This is a genomic window from Bradyrhizobium sp. CCGB01, assembly GCF_024199795.1.
Taxonomy (GTDB): Bacteria; Pseudomonadota; Alphaproteobacteria; order Rhizobiales; family Xanthobacteraceae; genus Bradyrhizobium.
The window spans coordinates 7,897,193-7,918,750 of record NZ_JANADK010000001.1; the positions used below are offsets into that span (position 1 = coordinate 7,897,193).

General features: G+C 62.1%; 22 protein-coding genes. 9 read left to right on the plus strand and 13 right to left on the minus strand.

Annotated features, from left to right (window positions below; all coding sequences use genetic code 11):
• Positions 1–121 precede the first annotated feature (121 nt).
• Positions 122–904 (minus strand): MetQ/NlpA family ABC transporter substrate-binding protein, encoded by a 783-nt coding sequence (locus NLM25_RS37165; protein WP_254122864.1) that lies wholly within the window; start codon positions 902–904, stop codon positions 122–124.
• Positions 905–1,156: 252 nt separating this feature from the next.
• Complete coding sequence (locus NLM25_RS37170) at positions 1,157–2,620, minus strand: MATE family efflux transporter (RefSeq protein WP_254140198.1); 1,464 nt, start codon at positions 2,618–2,620, stop codon at positions 1,157–1,159.
• A 144-nt stretch (positions 2,621–2,764) separates the two neighbouring features.
• On the opposite strand from NLM25_RS37170, the gene NLM25_RS37175 reads away from it, so the two are divergent.
• Positions 2,765–3,343 carry a TetR family transcriptional regulator gene (locus tag NLM25_RS37175; protein ID WP_254140199.1) on the plus strand — a complete coding sequence of 193 codons (579 nt, stop codon included), beginning with the start codon at positions 2,765–2,767 and terminating at the stop codon, positions 3,341–3,343.
• A gap of 47 nt (positions 3,344–3,390) precedes the next feature.
• Here the strand turns inward: NLM25_RS37175 and NLM25_RS37180 are convergent, their stop codons facing one another.
• A complete protein-coding gene (locus NLM25_RS37180; RefSeq protein ID WP_254124602.1) occupies positions 3,391–4,077 on the minus strand; it encodes a GntR family transcriptional regulator in 687 nt (228 codons plus the stop codon).
• Positions 4,078–4,200: 123 nt separating this feature from the next.
• On the opposite strand from NLM25_RS37180, the gene dctP reads away from it, so the two are divergent.
• The 5 genes from dctP to NLM25_RS37205 are packed head-to-tail and all read left to right on the plus strand — an operon-like array spanning position 4,201 to position 10,073.
• Positions 4,201–5,220, plus strand: coding sequence for a TRAP transporter substrate-binding protein DctP (gene dctP / locus NLM25_RS37185; RefSeq protein ID WP_254140200.1), 1,020 nt, complete (start codon positions 4,201–4,203; stop codon positions 5,218–5,220).
• Positions 5,217–5,774 carry a TRAP transporter small permease gene (locus NLM25_RS37190; protein ID WP_254140201.1) on the plus strand — a complete coding sequence of 186 codons (558 nt, stop codon included), beginning with the start codon at positions 5,217–5,219 and terminating at the stop codon, positions 5,772–5,774. The genes dctP and NLM25_RS37190 overlap by 4 nt, the downstream gene beginning before the upstream one ends.
• Positions 5,771–7,126, plus strand: a complete 1,356-nt coding sequence (locus NLM25_RS37195) for a TRAP transporter large permease (protein ID WP_254122870.1) — start codon at positions 5,771–5,773, stop codon at positions 7,124–7,126. Before NLM25_RS37190 ends, NLM25_RS37195 begins: the two co-directional genes overlap by 4 nt.
• A gap of 17 nt (positions 7,127–7,143) precedes the next feature.
• Entirely contained in the window at positions 7,144–8,553 is a 1,410-nt protein-coding gene (locus NLM25_RS37200) for a malonyl-CoA decarboxylase (protein ID WP_254140202.1), read from the plus strand.
• Entirely contained in the window at positions 8,550–10,073 is a 1,524-nt protein-coding gene (locus NLM25_RS37205; RefSeq protein ID WP_254140203.1) for a malonyl-CoA synthase, read from the plus strand. Before NLM25_RS37200 ends, NLM25_RS37205 begins: the two co-directional genes overlap by 4 nt.
• A 56-nt stretch (positions 10,074–10,129) precedes the next feature.
• Here the strand turns inward: NLM25_RS37205 and NLM25_RS37210 are convergent, their stop codons facing one another.
• Positions 10,130–10,687, minus strand: a complete 558-nt coding sequence (locus tag NLM25_RS37210; RefSeq protein ID WP_254140204.1) for a hypothetical protein — start codon at positions 10,685–10,687, stop codon at positions 10,130–10,132.
• Positions 10,688–10,950: 263 nt separating this feature from the next.
• On the opposite strand from NLM25_RS37210, the gene NLM25_RS37215 reads away from it, so the two are divergent.
• Positions 10,951–12,738, plus strand: coding sequence for a peptide ABC transporter substrate-binding protein (locus NLM25_RS37215; RefSeq protein WP_254140205.1), 1,788 nt, complete (start codon positions 10,951–10,953; stop codon positions 12,736–12,738).
• A 226-nt stretch (positions 12,739–12,964) separates the two neighbouring features.
• Here NLM25_RS37215 and NLM25_RS37220 read toward each other — a convergent pair whose 3' ends face one another.
• Both NLM25_RS37220 and NLM25_RS37225 read right to left on the minus strand, forming a co-directional pair.
• Complete coding sequence (locus NLM25_RS37220; protein WP_254140206.1) at positions 12,965–13,252, minus strand: DUF2934 domain-containing protein; 288 nt, start codon at positions 13,250–13,252, stop codon at positions 12,965–12,967.
• 91 nt (positions 13,253–13,343) lie between these two features.
• Complete coding sequence (locus NLM25_RS37225; RefSeq protein WP_254140207.1) at positions 13,344–14,231, minus strand: LysR family transcriptional regulator; 888 nt, start codon at positions 14,229–14,231, stop codon at positions 13,344–13,346.
• Between the two features lie 211 nt (positions 14,232–14,442).
• Between NLM25_RS37225 and NLM25_RS37230 the strand changes: the two genes are divergently transcribed.
• On the plus strand, positions 14,443–14,835 hold the full coding sequence (locus tag NLM25_RS37230) for a tautomerase family protein (protein WP_254140208.1): 393 nt from the start codon (positions 14,443–14,445) through the stop codon (positions 14,833–14,835).
• A gap of 195 nt (positions 14,836–15,030) precedes the next feature.
• Here NLM25_RS37230 and NLM25_RS37235 read toward each other — a convergent pair whose 3' ends face one another.
• From NLM25_RS37235 to NLM25_RS37255, 5 genes are all read right to left on the minus strand, one after another.
• The gene (locus tag NLM25_RS37235) at positions 15,031–15,192 is read right to left on the minus strand and encodes a DUF2934 domain-containing protein (protein ID WP_254140209.1); all 162 of its coding nucleotides are present in this window, start codon (positions 15,190–15,192) and stop codon (positions 15,031–15,033) included.
• A gap of 860 nt (positions 15,193–16,052) precedes the next feature.
• The gene (locus NLM25_RS37240; protein ID WP_254140210.1) at positions 16,053–16,586 is read right to left on the minus strand and encodes a hypothetical protein; all 534 of its coding nucleotides are present in this window, start codon (positions 16,584–16,586) and stop codon (positions 16,053–16,055) included.
• 114 nt (positions 16,587–16,700) lie between these two features.
• Positions 16,701–17,756, minus strand: coding sequence for a nucleoside 2-deoxyribosyltransferase (locus tag NLM25_RS37245; RefSeq protein ID WP_254140211.1), 1,056 nt, complete (start codon positions 17,754–17,756; stop codon positions 16,701–16,703).
• Between the two features lie 533 nt (positions 17,757–18,289).
• On the minus strand, positions 18,290–18,652 hold the full coding sequence (locus NLM25_RS37250; protein ID WP_254140212.1) for a hypothetical protein: 363 nt from the start codon (positions 18,650–18,652) through the stop codon (positions 18,290–18,292).
• A 135-nt stretch (positions 18,653–18,787) separates the two neighbouring features.
• Positions 18,788–19,213 (minus strand): hypothetical protein, encoded by a 426-nt coding sequence (locus tag NLM25_RS37255; protein ID WP_254122890.1) that lies wholly within the window; start codon positions 19,211–19,213, stop codon positions 18,788–18,790.
• Between the two features lie 901 nt (positions 19,214–20,114).
• Here NLM25_RS37255 and NLM25_RS37260 point away from each other — a divergent pair.
• On the plus strand, positions 20,115–20,468 hold the full coding sequence (locus NLM25_RS37260; RefSeq protein ID WP_254122892.1) for a hypothetical protein: 354 nt from the start codon (positions 20,115–20,117) through the stop codon (positions 20,466–20,468).
• 241 nt (positions 20,469–20,709) lie between these two features.
• Here the strand turns inward: NLM25_RS37260 and NLM25_RS37265 are convergent, their stop codons facing one another.
• Entirely contained in the window at positions 20,710–21,147 is a 438-nt protein-coding gene (locus tag NLM25_RS37265) for a VirK family protein (RefSeq protein ID WP_254122893.1), read from the minus strand.
• A 74-nt stretch (positions 21,148–21,221) separates the two neighbouring features.
• Positions 21,222–21,533: a chorismate mutase gene (locus tag NLM25_RS37270; RefSeq protein WP_254140213.1), complete on the minus strand. Its 312-nt coding sequence runs from the start codon at positions 21,531–21,533 to the stop codon at positions 21,222–21,224.
• Between the last annotated feature and the right edge of the window lie 25 nt (positions 21,534–21,558).

A 21,558-nucleotide genomic window follows, 5' to 3' on the forward strand; every position in this document is an offset into this window, starting at 1 on the left:
GGGCGAGGATGGGCCCCGATGATGTCGGTTGCCGCAGCTCCAGACAAGCGGGCATTGCGCAAGGCTCGTACGCAAGGCTGCCCGCCGGGATCGCCCCCTGCGCTGGAGCTGGGCAGATTGCCTACCAGCTCGGCAGCACCGCGCCCTTGAACTTGGTCAGGACGAACTCCTTGACCTCCGGCGTGTGGTAGCTGTCCACGAGGATCTTGACCCAGGGCTTGTCCTTGTCCGCCGTGCGAATGGCGATCAGGTTGACGTAGGGGCCTTTCGGGTCCTCGCGCAGGATCGGATCCTTGACGGGGTCGAGACCGGCCTGGGTGGCATAGTTGGTGTTGATCGCGGCGGCGTCGACGTCGTCGAGCGCGCGAGGTGCCTGCGCTGCATCGACCTCGATGAATTTCAGCTTCTTGGGATTCTCGGTAACGTCGAGCACCGTCGGCTTGAAGCCCGTGCCGTCCTTCAGCTTGATCACGCCCTTGTCGCGCAGCAGCAGCAGCACGCGGCCGCCATTGGTCGGATCGTTCGGGATCGAGACTTTGCCGCCCTCGGGGATATCGGCGAAGGCCTTGTGCTTCTTCGAGTAGACGCCGATCGGAAAATTCACGGTCAGCCCGACGGATTCGATCTTGTAGCCGCGGTCGGCCTTCTGGTTGTCGAGGTAAGGCTGGTTCTGGAACGAATTGGCCTGGATCTCCCCGGCATCGAGCGCGGCGTTCGGCACGACGTAATCCGAGAACTCGATGAGCTGGATGTCGAGGCCGTTCTTCGCCGCAATCGGCTTCACCGCCTCGAGGATCTGCGCATGCGGGCCCGGCGTCACGCCGATCTTGATGGTCTCGGCGGAGCTTGCAGCCGACCAGGCGGCGAGCACGGTCGCGAGGATCAGGGGGAGGCGAAACGACATCTTGGTCTCCGTAGGTCTGCGGCAATGATTGGAACCGTATTCGCTTCTCCGCCGGGCGAAATCAATGAAATGGAAATCCATATTTGCCTGATGACGCGGACAACGCTTCTCCGTTCGACCTGATGTGGGGAACGAATGCGCCCGCGCAAGCGTGAGGCGCACCACGGCAAAGCGGCACGCGGCGAGCTAAATTGACGTTGCGATGGCGTCGACCCCTCATGCGCTGGCGTTGCCGGCCTCCGGTGAGCCCGTCTACGCGGTCCGCCACGTCGCGGGCGACACCATGATCAGAACGCAGATCGCGGCGTAAGCGGCGAGCGAGGCCGTGACCATTGCGGCAAGCCCCGCCATGCCGGCGCCAAAGCTCACCACCGCGATCCAGCCGCCGCCGGCCGCGATCAGGATGCGCGCGGCGGACGACGCAAGCGGGCCCATGGCACGGCCGGTGCCCTGGACGGCGAACGACGTGACGAATCCGAAGCCAAGCGCCGCATAGGCCGGCGCGACGATGCGCAGATAGGTCATGCCTTCGCTGACGACGTCCGCGTCATGGCTGAAGAGGTGCAGCCAGGCCGTCGGGAAGATCGCAACCAGCGCGCCAATCGTACCGGTCATGATCATGCCGACGACGCCGCTGATCCAGCCGATTTTCCGCGCCCGCGCCGTCTGCCCCGCGCCCATGTTGACGCCGACCATGGTCAGCGTCGCCGTGCTGACGCCGAACAGCAGCGGGATCATGATGTAGTCGAGCCGCGAGGCGATGCCGTAGCCGGCGAGCGCGGAGGTGCCGAACAGGCCGACCGCGCCGGTGACGAGGATGACGGTAAGATTGGTGAGCACCGCGTTGAAGGCGGTGGGGATGCCGACCTTCAGCATGTCGGCGAAGATGTTTGCGCGCAAGGGCACGATGTGCAGCTTGAGGCCGGACACGCCCGAGGCCATGTAGCGCAGCAGGAACAGCATCGCCGCGCCGTAATAGAGGCCGAAGGCGACACCGGCGCCGCCGATGCCGAGCCGGGGGATCGGCCCGAACCCGAAGATCAGCGCCGGCGAAACCGGAATGGTCACGATCGCGCCGACCAGCGTCACCAGCGCGGGCACCCTGACATTGCCGGCGCCGCGCAGCGCGGCGGCCTGGAGGTTGACGATCCACACCGGAATGGCGCCGGCGAACAAATAGTTGGAGTAGGTGGTGGCGGCCGCGAGCGCCCCGTCCGTGCCGCCGAGGGCGCGGTACAGATGGGGACCGCCAATGATGACGCCCAGCGTGAACGCGCCGCCGGCCATGATCGCAAGCACCACGGCATGATAGAGCGCCGCCTCCGCGTCGGCGCGGCGGCCGGCACCGACCGCGCGCGCCACCGAAGACGCAACGCCCGAGCCGAAGCCGCCGTTCGACATCATGGTCATCAGCATGAAGATCGGGAACACCAGCGCGGCGCCCGCGAGCGCATCGGTGCCGAGGAAGCCGACGTAATAGGCTTCCGCGATGTTCACCGCGGTCTGCGCCACCAGGACGGTCACGGTCGGCAGCGCGAGCTTGAGCAGCGTCGGAAGGATCGGCGCCGTCAGCAGCGCCGCACGCCTCTGCTCGGCCGCGCTTTGTTTTGCCGCCGCGCTTGGGGCGGACGCCGCCGCCGGGCGAAGCGGAGCCGCGGTGCCGGCCACGATCTGCACGGCGGACGAGACCGGTGCGGCGGCATCTTCGACTGACATGGGCTCGTTCCTGTGCGTAGCGGACCGCCGGTCGGCCGCCCATTGTATTATGACCATAATGTCTTATTATGATCGTAATACAATAGGCCCCGGCGCTCACGATTTTGTGCCCGGGACGGAAAAGCCGGGTCGCAGGAGGCGGGATTGGCGCGCTACGACAAGGGACACAGGGACGCGACACGGCGGCACATCCTCGATGTTGCCTCGTCGCAGTTCCGCGAGAGCGGCATCGCCGCGGTCGGCCTCGCCGGCATCATGGCGGAGGCGGGCCTGACCAACGGCGCCTTCTACACCCATTTTTCCTCCAAGGAGGATCTGGTGCGCGCGGTGTTGCGCGACGCGCTGGAGCGGCGCGAGCAGCGGCACAAGGACAATCTCGAAAACGGCGTCGCGCTCGAGACCGTGATCCGCGATTATCTGTCGCCGCGCCATCGCGACCGCGCGGCGACCGGCTGCCCGACCGCGGCCCTCGTCGCCGAGATCGCGCGGCATCCGAGGCCGACGCGCGATGCCTTCACGGCAAAGATCACCGACATCCTCGCGCTGATGGCGGCGCAGCTCCCGCGGGGGTCGGCCGACGAGCGGCGCCGCAAGACGATCGCGATCTACGCGACAATGGTCGGCGCGCTGCAATTGTCGCGCGCCGTCAACGACCGGCAATTGTCTGATGAGATCTTGGAGAACGCCGTCGAAGCCGCCGTCAGTCTGGCCGGCGCACGGTAAGCGGGCCTGCAAGCCGAGTGGGCGGAAGATCGCCCGCCCGCCTCTCTTTATTTCGCCGTCCCGCTTCTGCCGCCGGCGGCATCCGATCGTCGATCGCCGGCAAGGCCAAGCACCATGTCGGAGAACCGCTCGCCCTGCACCAGAACGTGGTCGTGAAGCCGCGTAGCAGCGAGTTGCTCGTCGCCGGCACGGATCGCTTCGAGAATCCCGGCGTGCTCCTGGAGTGATTGCAACAGACGATTGCGCGCCCGAAGCTGAATGCGGCGATAGGCGCTCAGCCGCTTGTGCAAGGCGAAAGCCTGATCGGCCAGGAAGCTGTTGCGACTGGCGCGGTAGATCGCTTCGTGAAAGCCGCGATTATCGGCGTAGTACTGCTCGCTGTCGCCTTCCCGCGCGGCGATTTCGCAGGCGCGGTGAGCGGTCTCCATCGCCGCATCATTGTCCGGGGTCAGCCGACGCGCAGCCAGCCGGCCGCACGCGCTTTCGATCTCGGCCATGGTCTCGAACATCTCGAACAGCCGGGTTGGTGACGGGACGCTCACGATCGCGCCCCGGCGCGGGCGGACATCGATGAAGCCTTCGGCGCCGAGTTGGAGCAGCGCCTCACGGATCGGGGTGCGCGACACTCCGAATCGCTCCGCGAGCGAGGCCTCGTCCAGACGATCGCCCGGCTGAAATTCCCCTGCAATTACAGCGTCTTCGATCGACTGCTTCAGTCTGAAGGCTTGGCTCATTGTATACACCCGATCCAAAGATTCCATACCACATACTTGACAAAACATACAGCATGCAGTTCATACTTAAATTGTATGCAAGATTTGAAATAAAAAATGCAATCTGCCAACGGGAGGTATGGAATGAAGATTTCAAGACGCCACGTCCTGGCCTTAGGAATTGCGGCCCCGGCCCTGCTCCGGTTCGGAGAGGCGCGCGCGGCTACGGCTCTGAAGATCTCGCACCAGTTTCCGGGAGGCACGGCGACCGAGGGCGATTTCCGCGACCGGCTCTGCCGGCGGTTCGCGAGCCTGATCCAGGAGCGCAGCAAGGGAGCGATGACCGCCGAGATCTATCCCGGTTCGTCGCTGATGAAGACCAACGCGCAGGTCTCGGCGATGCGCAAAGGCGCACTCGACATGAGCCTCATTCCGATCTCCTACGCCGGCGGAGATCTACCCGAACTGAACATCGGCCTGATGCCGGGCCTTGTCACTGGTTACGACGAAGGCCTCGGCTGGAAGAACAAGCCGATTGGCCAGGAGTTCACCAGGTTTCTCGCCGCCAAAGGCATCGTCATCGTCACCTGGATCTGGCAGGCCGGCGGCGTCGCCAGCCGCGCGCGTCCGCTGGTCGAGGTCGGCGACGCCAAAGGCATGAAGATCCGCGGCGGCTCGCGCGAGATGGATCTCGTGCTCCAGGCCGCCGGCGCCTCGGTGCTGTCGCTCCCTTCCAATGAACTCTATGCGGCGATGCAGACCGGCGCTTGCGACGCCGCCCTCACCTCGTCGACCAGCCTGACCTCGTTCCGCCTGGAGGAACTTGCCAAGCACCTGACGACCGGGCGGGCCAAGAGCTACTGGTTCATGCTCGAGCCGCTCGTGATGTCGAAGGCGGTGTTCGATCGGCTTTCGAACGAGGAGCGCGACATCATCGTCTCGGTCGGCGCCGAACTCGAGGCGTTCGGCCGCGCTGCGGCGGTGGAGGATGATGTCCGCGTGGCCAAGGTCTACCAGGCCGCCGGCGCGACGGTCCACGATCTCGATGACAAGACGGTTCAGGCATGGCGGGAGCTTGCGCGCGATACGGCCTGGAAGGATTACGCCAACAAGAACGAGAACTGCGCCCGCCTGGTCAAGCTTGCCATGGAGGCCGGCTCATGAGCGCGCACGGTATCGATCTCGGCCATTCCGCCGTCGCGACCGCGGCGCGACCCGGCTCCCCGGTGGGACGCATCAATCGCGCGATGACCCTGCTCAACAGGACGATCGTCGTCCTCTGCTCGATCGCGCTCATCGTCGCGAGCACGATCCTGAGCTACAGCGTGGCCGCGCGCTACTTCTTCAACGCCGCAACCTATTGGCAGGACGAGGCCGCGGTGTTCCTGCTGGTCGGCGCCACGTTCCTTTCGACCGCGTTCGTGCAGTCGGGACGCGGCCATATCGGGATCGAGGCCCTCACCGGCTATCTGTCGGAGCGTGGCAATGCGATCCGCATGCTGGTGGTCGACGCGGCGAGCTTGCTGTTCTGCGGCTTCTTCGCCTGGAAATCCTGGACGCTGTTCCACGAAGCATGGGTCGACGGACAGGTATCCGGATCGACCTGGGCCCCGCCGCTGTGGATTCCCTACAGCATGATGTCGCTGGGCATGACGCTGATGACGCTGCAAATCGCGCTTCAGCTCGCCTCGAGCCTCGACGGATGGAGGAGCAAATGAGCACGCTTGCCGTTGGACTGATGTATGGTGGTGCGACGCTTGCCGTCATGGCCTCAGGCATGCCGATCGCGCTGGCGCTCGGCGCCGTCGCCGTCATCTTCATGTATTTCTTCATGCCCGCCGCATCGCTCGATACGGTGACGCAGAACGTCTACGAGGAGATGGCCTCGATCACGCTGCTGGCGATCCCGCTCTTCATCCTGAAGGGCGCCGCGATCGGCAAGTCGAAGGCAGGACAGGACCTCTACAGCGCGCTGCACGTCTGGATGGGCCGCATTCCCGGCGGACTCGGCATCGCCAACGTCTTTGCCTGCGCGCTGTTCGCCGCGATGGCCGGATCGTCTCCGGCGACCTGCTCGGCGATCGGCTCTGCCGGCATTCCCGAGATGCGCAAGCGCGGCTATTCCGGCGGCTTCGCCGCCGGCGTGATCGCCGCCGGCGGCACGCTGGGCATCCTGCTGCCGCCCTCGATCACCATGATCCTGTACGCGGTCGCGGCGGAGCAGTCGCTCGGACGCCTGTTCCTTGCCGGCATCGGGCCGGGCCTTCTCCTGGTGCTGCTGTTTGCGACCTACGCGGTGCTGAGGTTCAAGGCCGAATACGCCGCGGCGCAACGGGCCTATGCGGCTGATCCGGCGCAACATCCGATCCTGTCGAACGAGCGCTTCACCATGGCGATGCGGTTCGGCGCACTGCCGCGCGTCATGCCCTTCGTCGTGCTGCTCAGCGGCGTGATGGTCGCACTCTACGGCGGCTATGCGACGCCGTCGGAAACCGCAGGTCTCGGCGGCATCCTCGCGCTGGTCCTGATCGCCTCGATCTACGGCGTGTGGCGCCCCAGGGATCTCGGCCCGATCCTGGAATCGACGCTGAAGGAATCGACCATGCTGATGCTGATCATCGGCATGTCGCTGCTCTACTCCTACGTGATGAGCTATCTCCACATCAGCCAGGGCGCAGCGCAGGCGATCGTCGCGATGCAGCTCTCGCGATGGGTGCTGCTGGGCGCGATCCTGGTGCTGGTGGTCGTGCTCGGCTTCTTCCTGCCGCCGGTCTCGATCATCCTGATGACCGCGCCGATCATTCTGCCGCCACTCAAGGACGCAGGCTTCGACCTGATCTGGTTCGGCGTGGTGATGACGATCGTGATGGAAATGGGGCTCATTCATCCGCCGGTCGGCCTCAACATCTTCGTCATCAGGAACATCGCGCCCGACATTCCGTTGCGTGACGTGATCTGGGGAACGCTGCCCTTCGTCCTGCTGATGGCATGCGCGGTCGTCCTGCTGTGCCTCGCGCCGTCGATCTCCACCTTTCTGCCCAATCTGGTGATGGGCCCGCCATCGCGATAACCGAGGAGGCATGAACCATGCTGAACGACACCAGGTCCGGACGCATCACGACGCCGGAATTCCTGCAAGGGCTGATCGACACGCTGACGCAACGCGGCCGCGCGGTTCTCGGCATCAAGCCGGAACGCGAGGCGGGCGAGGCGCGCGATCTCGCGCTTCTGGGCGAAGCGCTGCTGTCCAGGCGAGGCGAAGCTTCCGGCGTTGCGATCGCGCAATCCCTGCTTGCGGCTTTCGAGCAGGCGGCCGAGCCGGAGCGGCTGAAATTCCTCACCTCCCTCGCCGACCGGTTCGGGCCCGACCGTCGCGCGATCGAGCTTGCGATCGCCGGCTACCAGCGCAAGGAAGGCGGTGACGGCACCAAGCTCGAGGCGCTCCATGCCGCCGCGGAGCCGCGCCGGCAGGAGCTGATCCGGCGCCTCAACCTGGCGCCCGGCGGGACTTCGTCGCTGGTGCGCATGCGCGAAGTGCTGCTCTCGCTCCTGCGCGAGCATCCCGAGCTCCAGCCGGTCGACGACGATTTCGTCCATCTGTTCTCGTCCTGGTTCAACCGGGGTTTCCTGGTGCTGCGGCCGATCGACTGGACCACCTCGGCGAACATCCTGGAGAAGATCATCAGGTATGAGGCCGTCCACGCCATCCAGGACTGGGACGATCTGCGCAACCGGCTCGAGCCGCCGGATCGCCGCTGCTACGCATTCTTTCATCCGCAACTGGTCGACGAGCCGCTGATCTTCGTCGAGATCGCGCTCACCAAGGAGATTCCCGGAGCAATCGGCCCGCTGCTGGACAAATCACGCCAGGCGATTGACGCACGCGAGGCGACGACCGCCGTGTTCTATTCGATCTCGAACACGCAAAAGGGCCTTGCCGGCGTCTCATTCGGCAACTTCCTGATCAAGCAGGTGGTGCAGGATCTCGCCCGCGAGCTGCCGAACCTGAAGACCTTCGTCACCCTGTCGCCGGTCCCCGGCTTTGCCGGCTGGGTCCGGCGCGAGCTCAAGTCCGAGGCCTCCGGCGCGATCGAGGAGGACACGCGCCGCGCGATGGCCGCGCTCGACGAGGGCGGCGACATCGCAAAGGCGAAAGACGCCATCACCGCGCTCGCCGCCTATTACTTCCTCAAGGCAAAGCTGCCGTCCGGCAAGCCGGTCGATCCGGTCGCCCGCTTCCATCTCGGCAACGGCGCCCGCCTGGAGCGGTTGAATTTCCTCGGCGATGCCTCGGCCAAGGGCATCAAGCAATCGCACGGCCTGATGGTCAATTATCTCTACGCGCTCGAACACATCGAGGCGAACCACGAAGCTTTCGCAGAGCACGGCACCGTGGTGGCGTCCGACAAGGTGAAGAAGGCGCTCCGCGCCAGATTGTCGTCGCGCGACCTCGTTCCCAGCCCTCACACCAACTCTCAACGGAAGAGCTCGTCATGACCTCGAACCTGTACGACCGCCTGCTGGCAGGCGCGGAGTCCGACCAGTCCATCTGCATCGAAAAGGAGGACGGCGCGACGTTGAGCTACGCCGAACTCGTCGCCTTCAGCGGCAGGTTCGCGAACTTCCTCGCCAGGATCGGCGTCGGTCCGGGCCACCGCGTCGCCGTAAAGGTCGAGAAATCCGTCGAGGCCGTCGCGCTCTATCTTGCAACGCTGCGCGCCGGTGCAGTCTATCTGCCGCTCAACACCGCCTATACGCCGACTGAGACCGAGTATTTCATTCGGGATGCGCAGCCGACCTTGATCGTGTGCGATCCCAGGGAAGCGACCGACCTGCGCGCCATCGCCGCCAAGGCAAGCGGCCGGGTCGAGACGCTCGATTCCCACGGCAAGGGCTCGCTCGCCGATGCCGCGGCGGACTTCCCGACGGGATTCGACACCGTAGCCAGGGCGAATGACGACCTCGCCGCCATTCTCTACACATCGGGCACGACCGGCCGCTCGAAGGGAGCCATGCTGACGCACGGCAACCTGGCCTCGAACGCCCTGACGCTCGTCGAAGAGTGGCGCTATTCGAGCAAGGACGTGCTGATCCATGCCCTGCCGATCTATCACGTTCACGGGCTCTTCGTTGCCTGCAACGTCACGTTCGCAGCACGCGCGCGCATCCTGTTCATGCAGAAATTCGACGCGGAGCGCATTCTGGCGACGATGGCGCGCAGCACGGTGCTGATGGGCGTGCCGACCTTCTATGTCCGCCTGCTCGAGAGCACGAATCTGAACGAGCGCACGACCGGCAACATGAGACTGTTCGTCGCCGGCTCTGCACCGCTCTTGGCCGAGACTCACCGTGCGTGGAAGGCGAGAACCGGACACGCGATCCTGGAGCGCTATGGCATGACCGAGACCGGAATGATCGCCTCCAATCCCTATGCGGGATCCCGCATTGCGGGCTCCGTCGGCAGGCCGCTTCCCGCCGTCGAGGTTCGCGTGGCCGATCCCGAGACGGGCGCCATCCTGCCAATCGACGACGTCGGCATGATCGAGGTGAAGGGACCCAACGTGTTCGCCGGCTACTGGAACATGCCTGACAAGACCGCCGCCGAATTCCGCAGCGACGGCTTCTTCATCACCGGCGACCTCGGCAAGCTCGACGCGCAGGGCTATCTCTACATCGTCGGCCGCGGCAAGGATCTCATCATCACCGGCGGCTTCAACGTCTATCCGAAGGAGATCGAGACCGAGATCGACGCCATTCCCGGGGTCACGGAAAGCGCCGTCGTCGGCGTGCCGCACGCCGACTTCGGCGAAGGCGTCACGGCCGCCGTCGTCCGGTCGCCGGGCTCGTCGCTGGACGAGCGCGCCATTCTCGCCGCGCTGTCAGGGCGTCTTGCGAAATTCAAGCAGCCCAAGCGCATCGTCTTCGTCGAGACATTGCCGCGCAACACGATGGGCAAGGTGCAGAAGAATCTGCTGCGCGAGCGCTTCGCCGCCCTTTACGCGACCAAAGCCAGCTAGGTCGAGCGGTCGCATGCAGGCATCGTGCACGTGCTGCGGCGACCGGGCGCGCCTGCTCAGCTCCTCGCGTCGAGCTGGCTGCTGCGGCCTGACGACGTGGCCTGCGAGGCATAGGCGGACGCTGCGGTCGATGCCGGTGAATAATGCGACAGCGTTTCGGCAAGCTCCTCGGCGGCCTCGGTGAGCTCCTTGATGACGGCATCACTATTCGTGGCCTGGCCGCCCGAGGAATGCAGCACCTCGAACGAGATTCCGTTCGGAAGATCGACATGGATCTTGTCGATCCCGACAACGTCGGGCGTGTCGTCATTCTGCGCCTGACCGGCGCTGGCGGCCGGATCTGCCGATATCTGCTGGCTCGCGAGCTTCTGCACGAAATCCTCGATGGACTTGAGCATGCTGCTGTCCAGACCGCCGCCACCGAAGTGGACGATGCCGATCGACATGCCGTTCGGCAGGCTGACCTTGACCTCGTCGTAGGGCGTGCCGTCATTGAGCAGAGACGAGAATGTCGAGGCGCCATCCTGTGAGCCGGCCGATTTGGCCTGACCGGGCGACGAAGGCGAACTTGCCGCGCTTCCACCACCGATGCTGCTCATGCTGCCGACGCTCATACGCGAACTCCACTGCCATTGCGAACGCACGTTCTGCGTGCAATGCGCATGCCAGATGAGAGCGTCATTGCCATCAAGGGCTTATCGCGAATTCCGGACGGCAGATCCGTCGCGCCGGCAAATCTGTCCAGGCAGAAAGTGCCCATCTGCGCGTTCGTCATTTCGTCGCAGGGCCTTGCGGCCTCGCCGGCATTGCCGCCTCGCGCGTGATGCAACATGATGGGTTGCCGGCGACGATTTTGCTTCGAGGTGGAGGTCATTCGATGAACGAAGACGAGATTCGCAAATCCATCGCGGAGGTGAAGCAAGGCACGCTGTCGCGACGCTCGTTCATCCGGACGATGGCGGCGGCCGGGATCGCCGCGCCGGTCGCGAGCCAGATCCTGCTCTGGAACGACGTGGCGATGGCGGATGCCACGCTTGAGTACAAGCCGACCAAGGCCGGCGGCGGCGGCCCGCTCAAGATCCTGCTCTGGCAGGCACCCACCCTGCTCAATCCGCATTTCGCGATCGGCACCAAGGATCAGGTCGCCTCGCGCATCTTCTTCGAGCCGCTCGCCGGCTGGGACAAGGACGGCAACCTCATCCCCTGCCTCGCCGCCGAAATTCCGACCAAGGCGAACGGCAGCCTCGCGGCCGACGGCATGAGCGTGATCTGGAAGCTGAAGCAGGGCGTGAAGTGGCATGACGGCAAGCCCTTCACCGCCGACGACGTCGTCTTCACCTGGGCATACGCCGCGGACCTCGCGACCGCCGCCTACAGCACGGGGTCCTACAAGGACATCACCGTCGAGAAGATCGACGACCACACCGTCAAGGTGCTGTTCAAGGCCCCGACCCCGTTCTGGGCCGACCCCTTCGTCGGTTCGGTCGGCCAGATCCTGCCAAAACATCACTTTGGCGACTATGCCGGCGCGAAGTCGCGCGAGGCGCCCGGCAATCTGAAGCCGGTCGGCACCGGCCCGTACAAATTCGTCGAGTTCAAGCCGGGCGACCTGATCCGGGCCGAACGCAACCCCGACTATCACGTGAAGAACCAGCCGCATTTCGACACGCTCGAGGTGAAGGGCGGCGGCGACGCGGTCTCCGCGGCACGCACCGTGCTGCAGACCGGCGAATACGATTATGCCTGGAACCTGCTGGTGGAGGAGGAGGTCCTCAAGCGCATGGAGGCCACCGGAAAAGGCAGGGTCGACATCACGCCTTCCGGCAACGTCGAGTTCATCATCCTCAACACGACGGACCCGTGGACCGAGGTCGACGGCGAGCGCTCCAGCGTCAAGACCAAGCACCCGACGCTGTCCGATCCGGTCGTACGCCAGGCGTTCAACCTCCTGATCGATCGCGAGGCGATCCAGAAATTCATCTACGGCCGCGGCGGCATCGCCACGGCGAGCTTCGTCAACCAGCCCCAGCAGTTCAAGTCGAGCAAGCTGAAATACGAGTTCGACGTTGACAAGGCGAACAGGATCCTCGACGAGGCCGGATGGAAGAAGGGTGCGGACGGCATCCGCGAGAAGGACGGCAAGAAGCTCAAATACGTCTTCCAGACCTCGATCAACGCGCCGCGGCAGAAGACGCAGGCCATCATCAAGCAGGCCTGCCAGAAGGCCGGCATCGACATCGAGCTGAAATCGGTCACCGCATCGGTGTTCTTCTCGTCTGATGTCGGCAACCCCGACACCTACTCGAAGCTCTATTGCGACATGGAGATGTACAACACGACGCAGCCGCAGCCCGATCCGGAGCGGTTCCTGAACCAGTGCGTCTCCTGGGAGATCGCCAACAAGGACAACAAATGGCTCGGCCGCAACATCTCGCGCTGGTCCGATCCCGAGGCCGACAAGGCCTACAAGACCGCGCAGCAGGAGCTCGATCCGGTCAAGCGCGCCGCGCTCCTGATCAGGGTCAACGAGATTTTCTGCGAGGCCAATGTGCTGGTGCCGCTGCTCTCCCGCAACATCGTCGGCGCCGGCGTCAATAGCCTCATGGCGGATATCTCGGGGTGGGACGTCACGACCTGGAACTTGGGGAGCTGGTATCGGAACTGAGCGCGGAAGCGGGTTAACGGCTGCTTGCCGCCATCATCTGTCCACTGTGTGCATCAGGTCACAGCAGAATCAGCTGCCTTCACCTAGAAAGGTCGGGCATGGCCGCAAACAAGGTAACGGCGGTACGCACGAGGCTGGCGAGGCGATCAACAGCTACGGACTTTCGAAGCCGCCAGGGTGAAGAGCCCGGCGGCTTTTGCTCTGTGGGCACCGAGAGAGCTGGCAGCTATCGCTTCGAGGGAGTGCCCGAAGACTTCCTCTCCTCGCGCTCTTCCTCGATCTGCCGTTCCGCTTCGAGCCAGAACTCCAGGTCGCGACCGACCGGCCGACCCGCCTGCTCCCAGAGTTCGTACGCACGCGCCCGCACCTGACCGCGCCGCATCATGCGAAGGAGCTTTCGCTTCAATTCCTCGGCGAAGCTCCTGAAGCGCTGGACGGTGGCTTCGTCCTTGACGAGCGTGGCCGCTCGCGTCGCGAGTTCAATCTGGTGCTCTATCTTTTGCTTCTCGTCCACCGCCGACACCGCCGTGGCAACGGGCTGTGTCAGAGCCCGTGCTGCTCAGAGAGAATTCCTTTCCGGGAAGTTCTGTTCCCTCAGTCATCCGTCACTCCAGCTCGAACGAAGCCCGCGCCGCCTTGACCGACGAGGCGATGAACCGGTGCACTTCCTGGACCCGGCGCGTTGCGTGCGTGTCGGGATGTGACGTCAGCCAGTAGTTTCGGACGAAGCGGACGTCGGGCAGCAGGCGGCGCAATTCGGGATAACGGCCTGCCGCGTAGTCGTGCAGGATGCCGATGCCGTGGCCGGCGCGAACCGCCTCGATCTGGGCGACGATGCTGCCGCACTCGTAGCGGCGGGACATCAGCCGCCCGAACTCGGCGGCGTAGTCGAGGGCCCGGCTGTAGGCGAAATCCTCGATGTGCGTGACGAACAGGCGGCCGGCCAGATCGGCATGCGCGTTGATCGCCCCCTCGCGCGCGAGATAGCTCTCCGAGGCGTAGGCGCTCAGCGTGTAGTCGGTCAGCTTGGACAGGATGAGCCGGCCCTGCTTCGGCCGGTCCAGCGTGATCGCGATGTCAGCCTCGCGGCGCGACAGCGAGAACGTGCGCGGAAGCGGCACGAGCTGGATGATCAGGCCCGGATGACGCGCGGCCAATGCGCCGAGGTGCTCCGCCAGAAAGTAATTGCCAAGCCCGTCCGGTGCGCCGACACGCACCGTGCCGCTGACGGCGTCCGCACTGCCGCCGATGCTGGCGCCGACCTTGAGAAACTCGCTTTCCGCGCGCTCTGCCGCCTGGACCAGGGCCTCGCCCGCCGCCGTCAGCGTGCAGCCGGAGGTGTGCCGTTCGAGCAGCTTCGCTTTCAGGCTCTTCTCCAGCGCGGTCACCTGACGCGCGACCGTCGTGTGGTTCAAGCGCAGGTTCTTCGACGCCTTGAGGATCTGCCCCGCGCGCGCGACCTCCAGGAATACCCTCACCCGCTCCCAATCCATGTCCTGCCTAGTCCTACAGTTTATGCACAATGGAGGCGCAATCTCATGCGTTGATGTGCGATTTTATGCGCCATAGATCACAAGGGATCAAGCCTGCGATCCACCCTGTCCAACATTCGAGGTGATCCATGCGCGCGGGCAGACCCTACCGGTGTCGTTCGGCCGCCGTCAGTAACGCGACCTCGCCAAAGCAGAGATAAGGAAACACCAGATGCCATTGCTTCGCTTCAACATGCACGAGGGACGAACGGACGCCGAGATCAGGACGCTGCTCGACGCGGCGCACGAAGCGGTCGTCGCCGCGTTTCATGTGCCCGATGGCGACCGCTATCAGCTCGTGTCGGAATATCGTTCCGGGCGGATGATCGCGCTGGACACCGGTCTTGGAATTGCGCGAACCGACAAGGTCGTCCTGGTCGAGGTCACGTCCCGGCACAGGCCCGAGGCGCAGAAGCTCGAATTCTACAAGCTGCTCTGTCAGCGGCTGAAGGATGCCTGCGATCTCGACAGCTATGATGTCATCGTGTCCTTCGTCGAGAACGGAGACGCCGACTGGTCGTTCGGACTGGGCCGCGCGCAGTTTGTGACGGGCGAGCTGGCGTGAGCCCGCAGGCTCAGTGCCAGGTGGTATCCGCTTCGACGACCACGACTCTTGTTTCGGGATCTTCGGCCGTGTTGCAGGTGCAAGGCTTTCCCTCGCCGCACCGGCAGCCGCCGAGCTCTTCGCTCCAGGCCCGGAGCGGATGGTTCTCGCAGACCCATCCCAGACCGAAGCAGAATGGGCAATTCTTCTTACTGGTCACAGCGTATCCGGCGTCCGCATGGGATCCGACTTGTCCTTGTTGCGCAACTCCTGCTCGGCCGCCTGCCAAAACTCGTCCTCACGGCCCGTGGGCTTGCCGGCTTGCTCCCACAGCCGGTGCGCGCGCTCTCTGATGTCCTGCTCGGTCGGCTCAGGCATGGCATCTCCTGATCTTTAGCCACGGCCCCACCCTTGGGGGTACGGGGGCTTGGAGGCGGGGCCGTGCAGACCAGCAAGCGGCGGAGACGCTGGCCCGCGGAGTCAAGCCGCGATCGGGCGCAAGAGTTCCTTCAGACGCGCGTGATGGTGCGAAGCGGAATCATGTCCCGATTGGGGAGCTCGCACGCGGCTTCGATTGTCAAACAGCTGACGCGCCTTCCTTTCAAGCTGACGCGGCTTCCTTCCAGCTGACGCGGCTTGGCGTTCTCGCGGCCGGTTTCGCCCGAACACGGCCTTCCCTGCGCGATGGTCGGACGGCTTATGCCGCGCTCTCCCGGGAGCCGAGTTCGTTCTGGCCTCCCTCACCCCAACAGAAGTCGCCGACACCGCGCCGGTTGACGCGCATGCCGCCTCTGCCAGGGCTTGACCGTAGCAACGACGGCCAGGACCACACGGTTTTGCCGTACGCACGGTTCGTTGGCGCCACAGGGTTCGACGGCGTTGTGCACGTTGCCATCGAAATGCTGGCGCGACGAACCTGACAGCGCCGCTCGTCGGCACGAAGTTTTGGGCTCACGGAGAGCAATCCGCCCTGCCCTTAGCCTCGCGCCCGACGCTGCTGCGTCCACCGCAAGCCCGGCTCTGCGATCAGCACGACACGTGATCGCCCCTCAAGGGTGAGCCGGGATGGGCGAGATGTACGACAAATCCGAATTTCGGTAAAGTGGAATATTTTTGTGGAGAGGGGTTGACGGGGTGACAACACAGCAACGCCACCCGCCCCAAAATCGCGGAGACATCCTAAAGGCACTCACATGTTTTGAACAGTTTAGCGCGGATTGCGCTTCGCTTTATCTGGGCTAGGGCACCACTTCGACATCGCCATTCTTTTTTGACCACATCCAGAGCGCTTTATCGAGATCTCGTAAAGACATCCCCCATTCGGCCGCCAACGCTCTGCAGAACGACAAGTACCTTTCGTAGTACGCAAGAGACCATACCTGGTCCGCGTCTTGGTCTAGCGCTTCAAGTGCTCGAAAATCGATAATCGTATACTCACTCGGCCTGATAGAAGTCATGATTGCCGACGCTACAGGAATTGCAACTCCAACAAGTCCGCATAGCGTGGAGATCGCAAGCCTCGGCGACTTCACCGCCACCACGATTCTCAAGGCTTCTGCAATCTCGGCATCGGAATTCTTCTGCGGCCGAGACTTTCCTCTGTTTCTAGTTTTCCACTTGAAGATCGCATCGAAATGCCGACGCGCGTAGTCTCCGTTACGAATCGCGTCACCCGCTCTCTCTAACTCAAGATCATTGCCGTAGTTGTATTCCCGAGACAGCAACAGCGCCTCTTCTCGTGTCATCAATGGTCTAAACAAATCATCTTCCATTGCGAATTCAATCCCCAGACTTCCACTCATCGAGGTGGATGCACCTAATATAACCGAGTGACTTCCATTGGAGGAAAGGAGAGAAAGCACTCAATCCTATCGAACCCACGACAGCTATTTTGATTCCAACGCCCGCTTGAAAACCGCCTCCTCGGGATTCTTCAATGCCGAAACTATATTTTCAGCAACTTTCTCTATTAACTTTTGCCCCCAGAACGGGTCCCTGACGTCGTAATAGATGACACGAATGTGCCTAAGATCGAAAGGCACGTCTTCTTCGTTTGAGGAGACAAGAACGACGGGCTTATTCAACGCGTGAGCCAACCCCAGCTCATAAAAGACATTCGGGTTCTTGGTCGTAAGCTCTGCCACGAGTACCTTTGCCGCATTTATTCCTGACCAAATTTGATCAATGATTTTTCCGGTGCCAAATATGTCGGCGTCGGCTCGTACAGCAACCAGTCCAGCCTTCTTGATTGCTGGTTCATACACGTGATGGAAATATCCTCCAATTGCTCCAGCAAACGGCATCACAACGAAGCAGCTATCGCCCGCGGCGATTTTCGGCGTAGCCCCAGCTGTACGCCTCGGGGCGGCCTCAGGTTCGAGATCCTCTGAGGAAGTGATATCGAGAATGCGAGACTTGTCTCCCCTCTTTTCGATGAGATGAGCACTCTCAAGCGAACTCATGAAGATCGATATGAACTCAGCGACCTTGTCTGAAGGAATCTTGAATTTATCGACTAGGGCGTTAGTAAAGAAAGCCCCGTCGGGCAAATCCTCGCCCCGATAGTGTTTGTAAACTTCCGAAATTTCTGGCGCCTCAAGGACCCCTTGGCGCAGCGATTCAATGTCGTCGCCCGGCTTCTGTGGCCGAACCGCTTGGCGCGCTCTTTCAGTAATATCAACGTACCCGGCACGCGGCCGCGACAACAGACCATATTTAATTGCCGAGCTTATCTCCACCCGGAATGGCCCGCCCAAGCCTACACCTACGTATGCCGCGGCTTCAGCTTCAGAACTTTCTTTACCCGCGTTTTGTTCGATAATCGCCCTTGGGATTCGTAAGGCCCGCTCAATTGAATGGCGAGGAAACTTGGCGGCACCGCCGCTTCCAGGGCCGTTGGCCGCCGCGGCCTTTTTACGAACCGCTTCTTTACTTCTCTGCACTTTCTTTGATTTCTTCGTCTTCTTGGCCTTCGCCGAGACGGCCTCCGACTCGCGATCGTCCTCTGAATCCCCCCTTTCCCGCAGGGATTGTAACTACTCCTACCTTTCGCGTATAGCACTTTGCCCTTTAGCCCTTAGGATGAGTATCGGAAGCGAAGTCCATCAAAGTTTGTCGGGCGGTAGAGCATGATGGGCTTCGCAAGTACGCCGCCCACCTGAAGTGCTGCTGGCTGGATGATCTACTGTAAGGCGCGCTAGAATGACACTGAGCCTAACCGATCGGCGTGGCATGGCCAAGTTTCGCAGCCCGTAGGATGGGTAGAGCGAAGCGAAACCCAACGACGAGTTTCCGGCTTGAAATGTGATGGGTTTCGCAAGGGCTCTACCCATCCTACGCGCTATTCAATCTAGCCGAAATTCAATCTAGCCGAAAAGAACATTGAAGCGGCAAAGCGCATTTCGGTTGCTTCCGAACCAGAGCTTCCCCTCGAATAATAGCTTGCCGCAAAAATCTGACCTCATCCTTTCGGCAGCTAGGCTGGATCGATTGCGTCCCAAATTGTACCAAAACCGAACCCCATGACGAGCCCGGCCGGATAGAACCAAACGTCGCTTGGGTTCGGGGCACCATAACGCAATAGGGCTAACAGACCTGCGCTCGCTATCACGGCAACAGATGCCGTCATAGCTTGCCGCGTCCATTCCTTTGCCTCTTGCACAAAGAAGCTGACAAACATCCCGATAACGAAGCCTAACAGCACGGCTCCGACTATCGCTACCGCATCTCTGTTGAACCACTCAAAGACTAGGGCGCCTAGGCCAAACAGCATTAGAAATGCTCCGAACCAAAACGCTCGCGATGGTTCCGTCTTCTTCTGTGTTGCCTTGTCAGCCATTCTCTCACTATCCGTTACTATCTCTTAGACTTGATGGTCCCGCCCGAACCCTCGCCGGGCGTGCCTCTACTTATTGAAAGCCAAGCAGAGACAGTGCGTAGAATGGATAAAGCCAAACGAAATTCGCTCAGGTAATCAAATCGCTTCGACTACGAAGTCTGGATAGCGCCGAAGATAGGGCCTGAACCTGAAATGTCGATCCCGCGCATTCTCGGCGGCAGCCAAATCCGAAAACCAAACGGTTTCGTCATTTCCTTCAAGCCATTCATAATTGCTGCCGGTGAAAATCATCACGCAATAGCGGTCTGAACCGACCTGATAGCGAATGCCGCGTCGGCCATCCACATTGAAGCAGTGCCCCCGCATATAGCGAATGATCTCTGGTACTTTTGGCGCGCGACGCCCACGAGGGATGAGATTTATCCATCCCGAATGCTTCCGGTCGTTGACAAGATTCGGAAATTTTCTGATCCAACTCGTCTCCCGATCGAAGCGCGATGCATGGTCGCGCCACTCTAGTCGCACGTGATTCACGGGAAATCCGTCCTTCCACTCGCCCACGAGCCATCGCCTAAGTCGGGTATCCTGCATCCAAGCAAGGCGCCGGTGCTGCTCGTATCTTGTTTCGCGCGGATATGTCGTCTCGCCTACATAGCGGACAGTTCCGTCGCGGCATGAATACAGCCCATAGATCTCAGCCATAATGAGATGAGAAAGTAGCGCAACTTCAGCGTTTGGTCACGCCGACGTGCAGCCTCGGCGAATTCGATGCAACGAGCATCCACAAATCCCACGGGTTTGGATCGGGCGATGGACGTTCGTCTGTCTGCTACAGATATCAATGCTTCGGTGGGAATTTGGTAGCGGGAGAGGGACTCTCTACCAAAACCGGAAATTCCGGAGCAAAATCAATGAAAGCGGCCGAACACGATGCGCCTGTGTCTTGTGTCGGTGATACAAAGCTGTGGTGAGAGACGCAAGCGCGCAGCTTTGCTTGATGAAGAGGAGCTTGCCGTGGCGAAGTACCGGCGCTCGCTCGACTTCAGGAACTGCGATCTCGCCACAATCTCTTCTGTCCCGTTCCCACCTTCAATACGCTTTGCATTGATCAAGTTGACGAGGTGGGCTGCTACGCGGGCATCGCATAGGGCGCCGTGGTGGTCTTTGAGTTCGATATTGTACGCCCGGGTCAGCTTGCCAGAAGCTCCGATGCGGATTGAACACGGTATCGAGTGTGGACTGTTGCGGGTCAGTCAGCGAATGCTGTTCATCGACCATCCAGTGTTGCCGCCGACGCGACAGGTCGCGAATTACGAACCGGGCAAAATTTGCCACGGAGTCGGCAACTTCTTCACGCCGCCAAGGCAGCCGAACTGGTTCGATGCAGGAAACACCGGGAAATCTAACGAAACGATTTGGCACGTACATTGCCCTGTCTTCGAGATCGTCTCGAGGGTCGAGCATGCAAGTCACGACAGGAATTTCACCCTTCGGCTACCAGGCTGCAAAAGCAACCTCATCGGCCGCTGGCACGAAAGCCCAAGCTACCGCCGGCAGTGGGCTTTCGCAAGCAAGCGAAGACGGCGCGTCAGGCGACAGCAGCGTGGTGCAGGACTTCCTAAAATACGCGAAGATGAATCCCTTCGACCGTATGCGGGCCAGCATCTTGAAGAGCATGAATCTCACTGATGCCGACCTCGCAAAAATGACCCCGGACCAGAGAGCGGCCGTGGAGCAGAAGATTAGAGAGGCGATTGAAAAGGAACTCGAAAAAAAGGGGCAACAGCCCGGCAGTCTGGTCGATCAATCGGCGTAGCCGCGCTCCGGACCACCGCCTTGTTCGGCCTCCCGGGACACTCGTCGAGGGCGCTCGAAACGTTACCGAACCCTAGCGCCCTTGCGCAGCCGTTCTCACCTCCGAGCCTTCGAGAGCCTGGGCCCCTCCCTGGCATTGTCTGATGCGACCGCCGCACGCACTGGCAAGGGCCGCCCGTTATCCGCGGTCGAATCAACTTCTCCTTCCGGAAGTCACCTTCGAGCATAAAACCCGACAATGGCTACCAGTGGAAAGTCGCCCCTTTCCCAATCTGGCAATCGAATGCCGTATCCTTGAGTACGACGTAGTTGACGGCACCAAGAGTCATCGTGCGGGCTTCGATCTTGCCATCTGCGTGCACCCTGAACGACAAGAACTCCCTGACGGACCTGTCCGGCCTGACCGTGAAATGCGTCGTAGCGAAGGCGATCGTTCCGTCGGACTGAATCATGTACCCATCAAACCGCATGCTCGCCTTGATCGAAGGCCCCGCGATGTTCGCGCCGTGAACTTGACAGGCGGAGAGGTCGATCAGCATACGCGGCTCCTTGCCTTCGAGGATCGCCTTGTTCAGGGCCGCATAGCCCGCGTTTCCAGGCTCGTCCGCGATCGCATGGCGCGTCCAGAAGCTGGAGACGATTGCCAGAGCCACGACGTAATGACGCAAATAGTTCGACAAATGTGACTCCCGATGGTGGAGATTCTCTACTGGACTTCATTTCGCTGGAGCGATCGCGCGGCGGCATTCGCAGCCTAGCTGGTTCCCGATTCGAATTTCACCGCCTCATGATTGGTGATGACTTCCCGAACGACCAAGGCGTGCAACTTCTGAGTAAAATCCGGGTCAAGCCCGCTCTGTGCCGCAAGGGTACGCAGCCGTTTCAATTGCACCGCTTCACGTCTGGGATCCCGAGATGCCAGTCCATGTCTGGCCTTGAGCTCTCCGATCGCATGCGTACAGCGAAAACGTTCCGCGAGCAGGTGCACCAACGCCGCATCCAGATTGTCGATACTGCGGCGCAGCCTCGCCAGATCGCCAGAAAACTCTTGATTGTCATCCGTCATCACGACTTCCTACCATGCGCGTCGC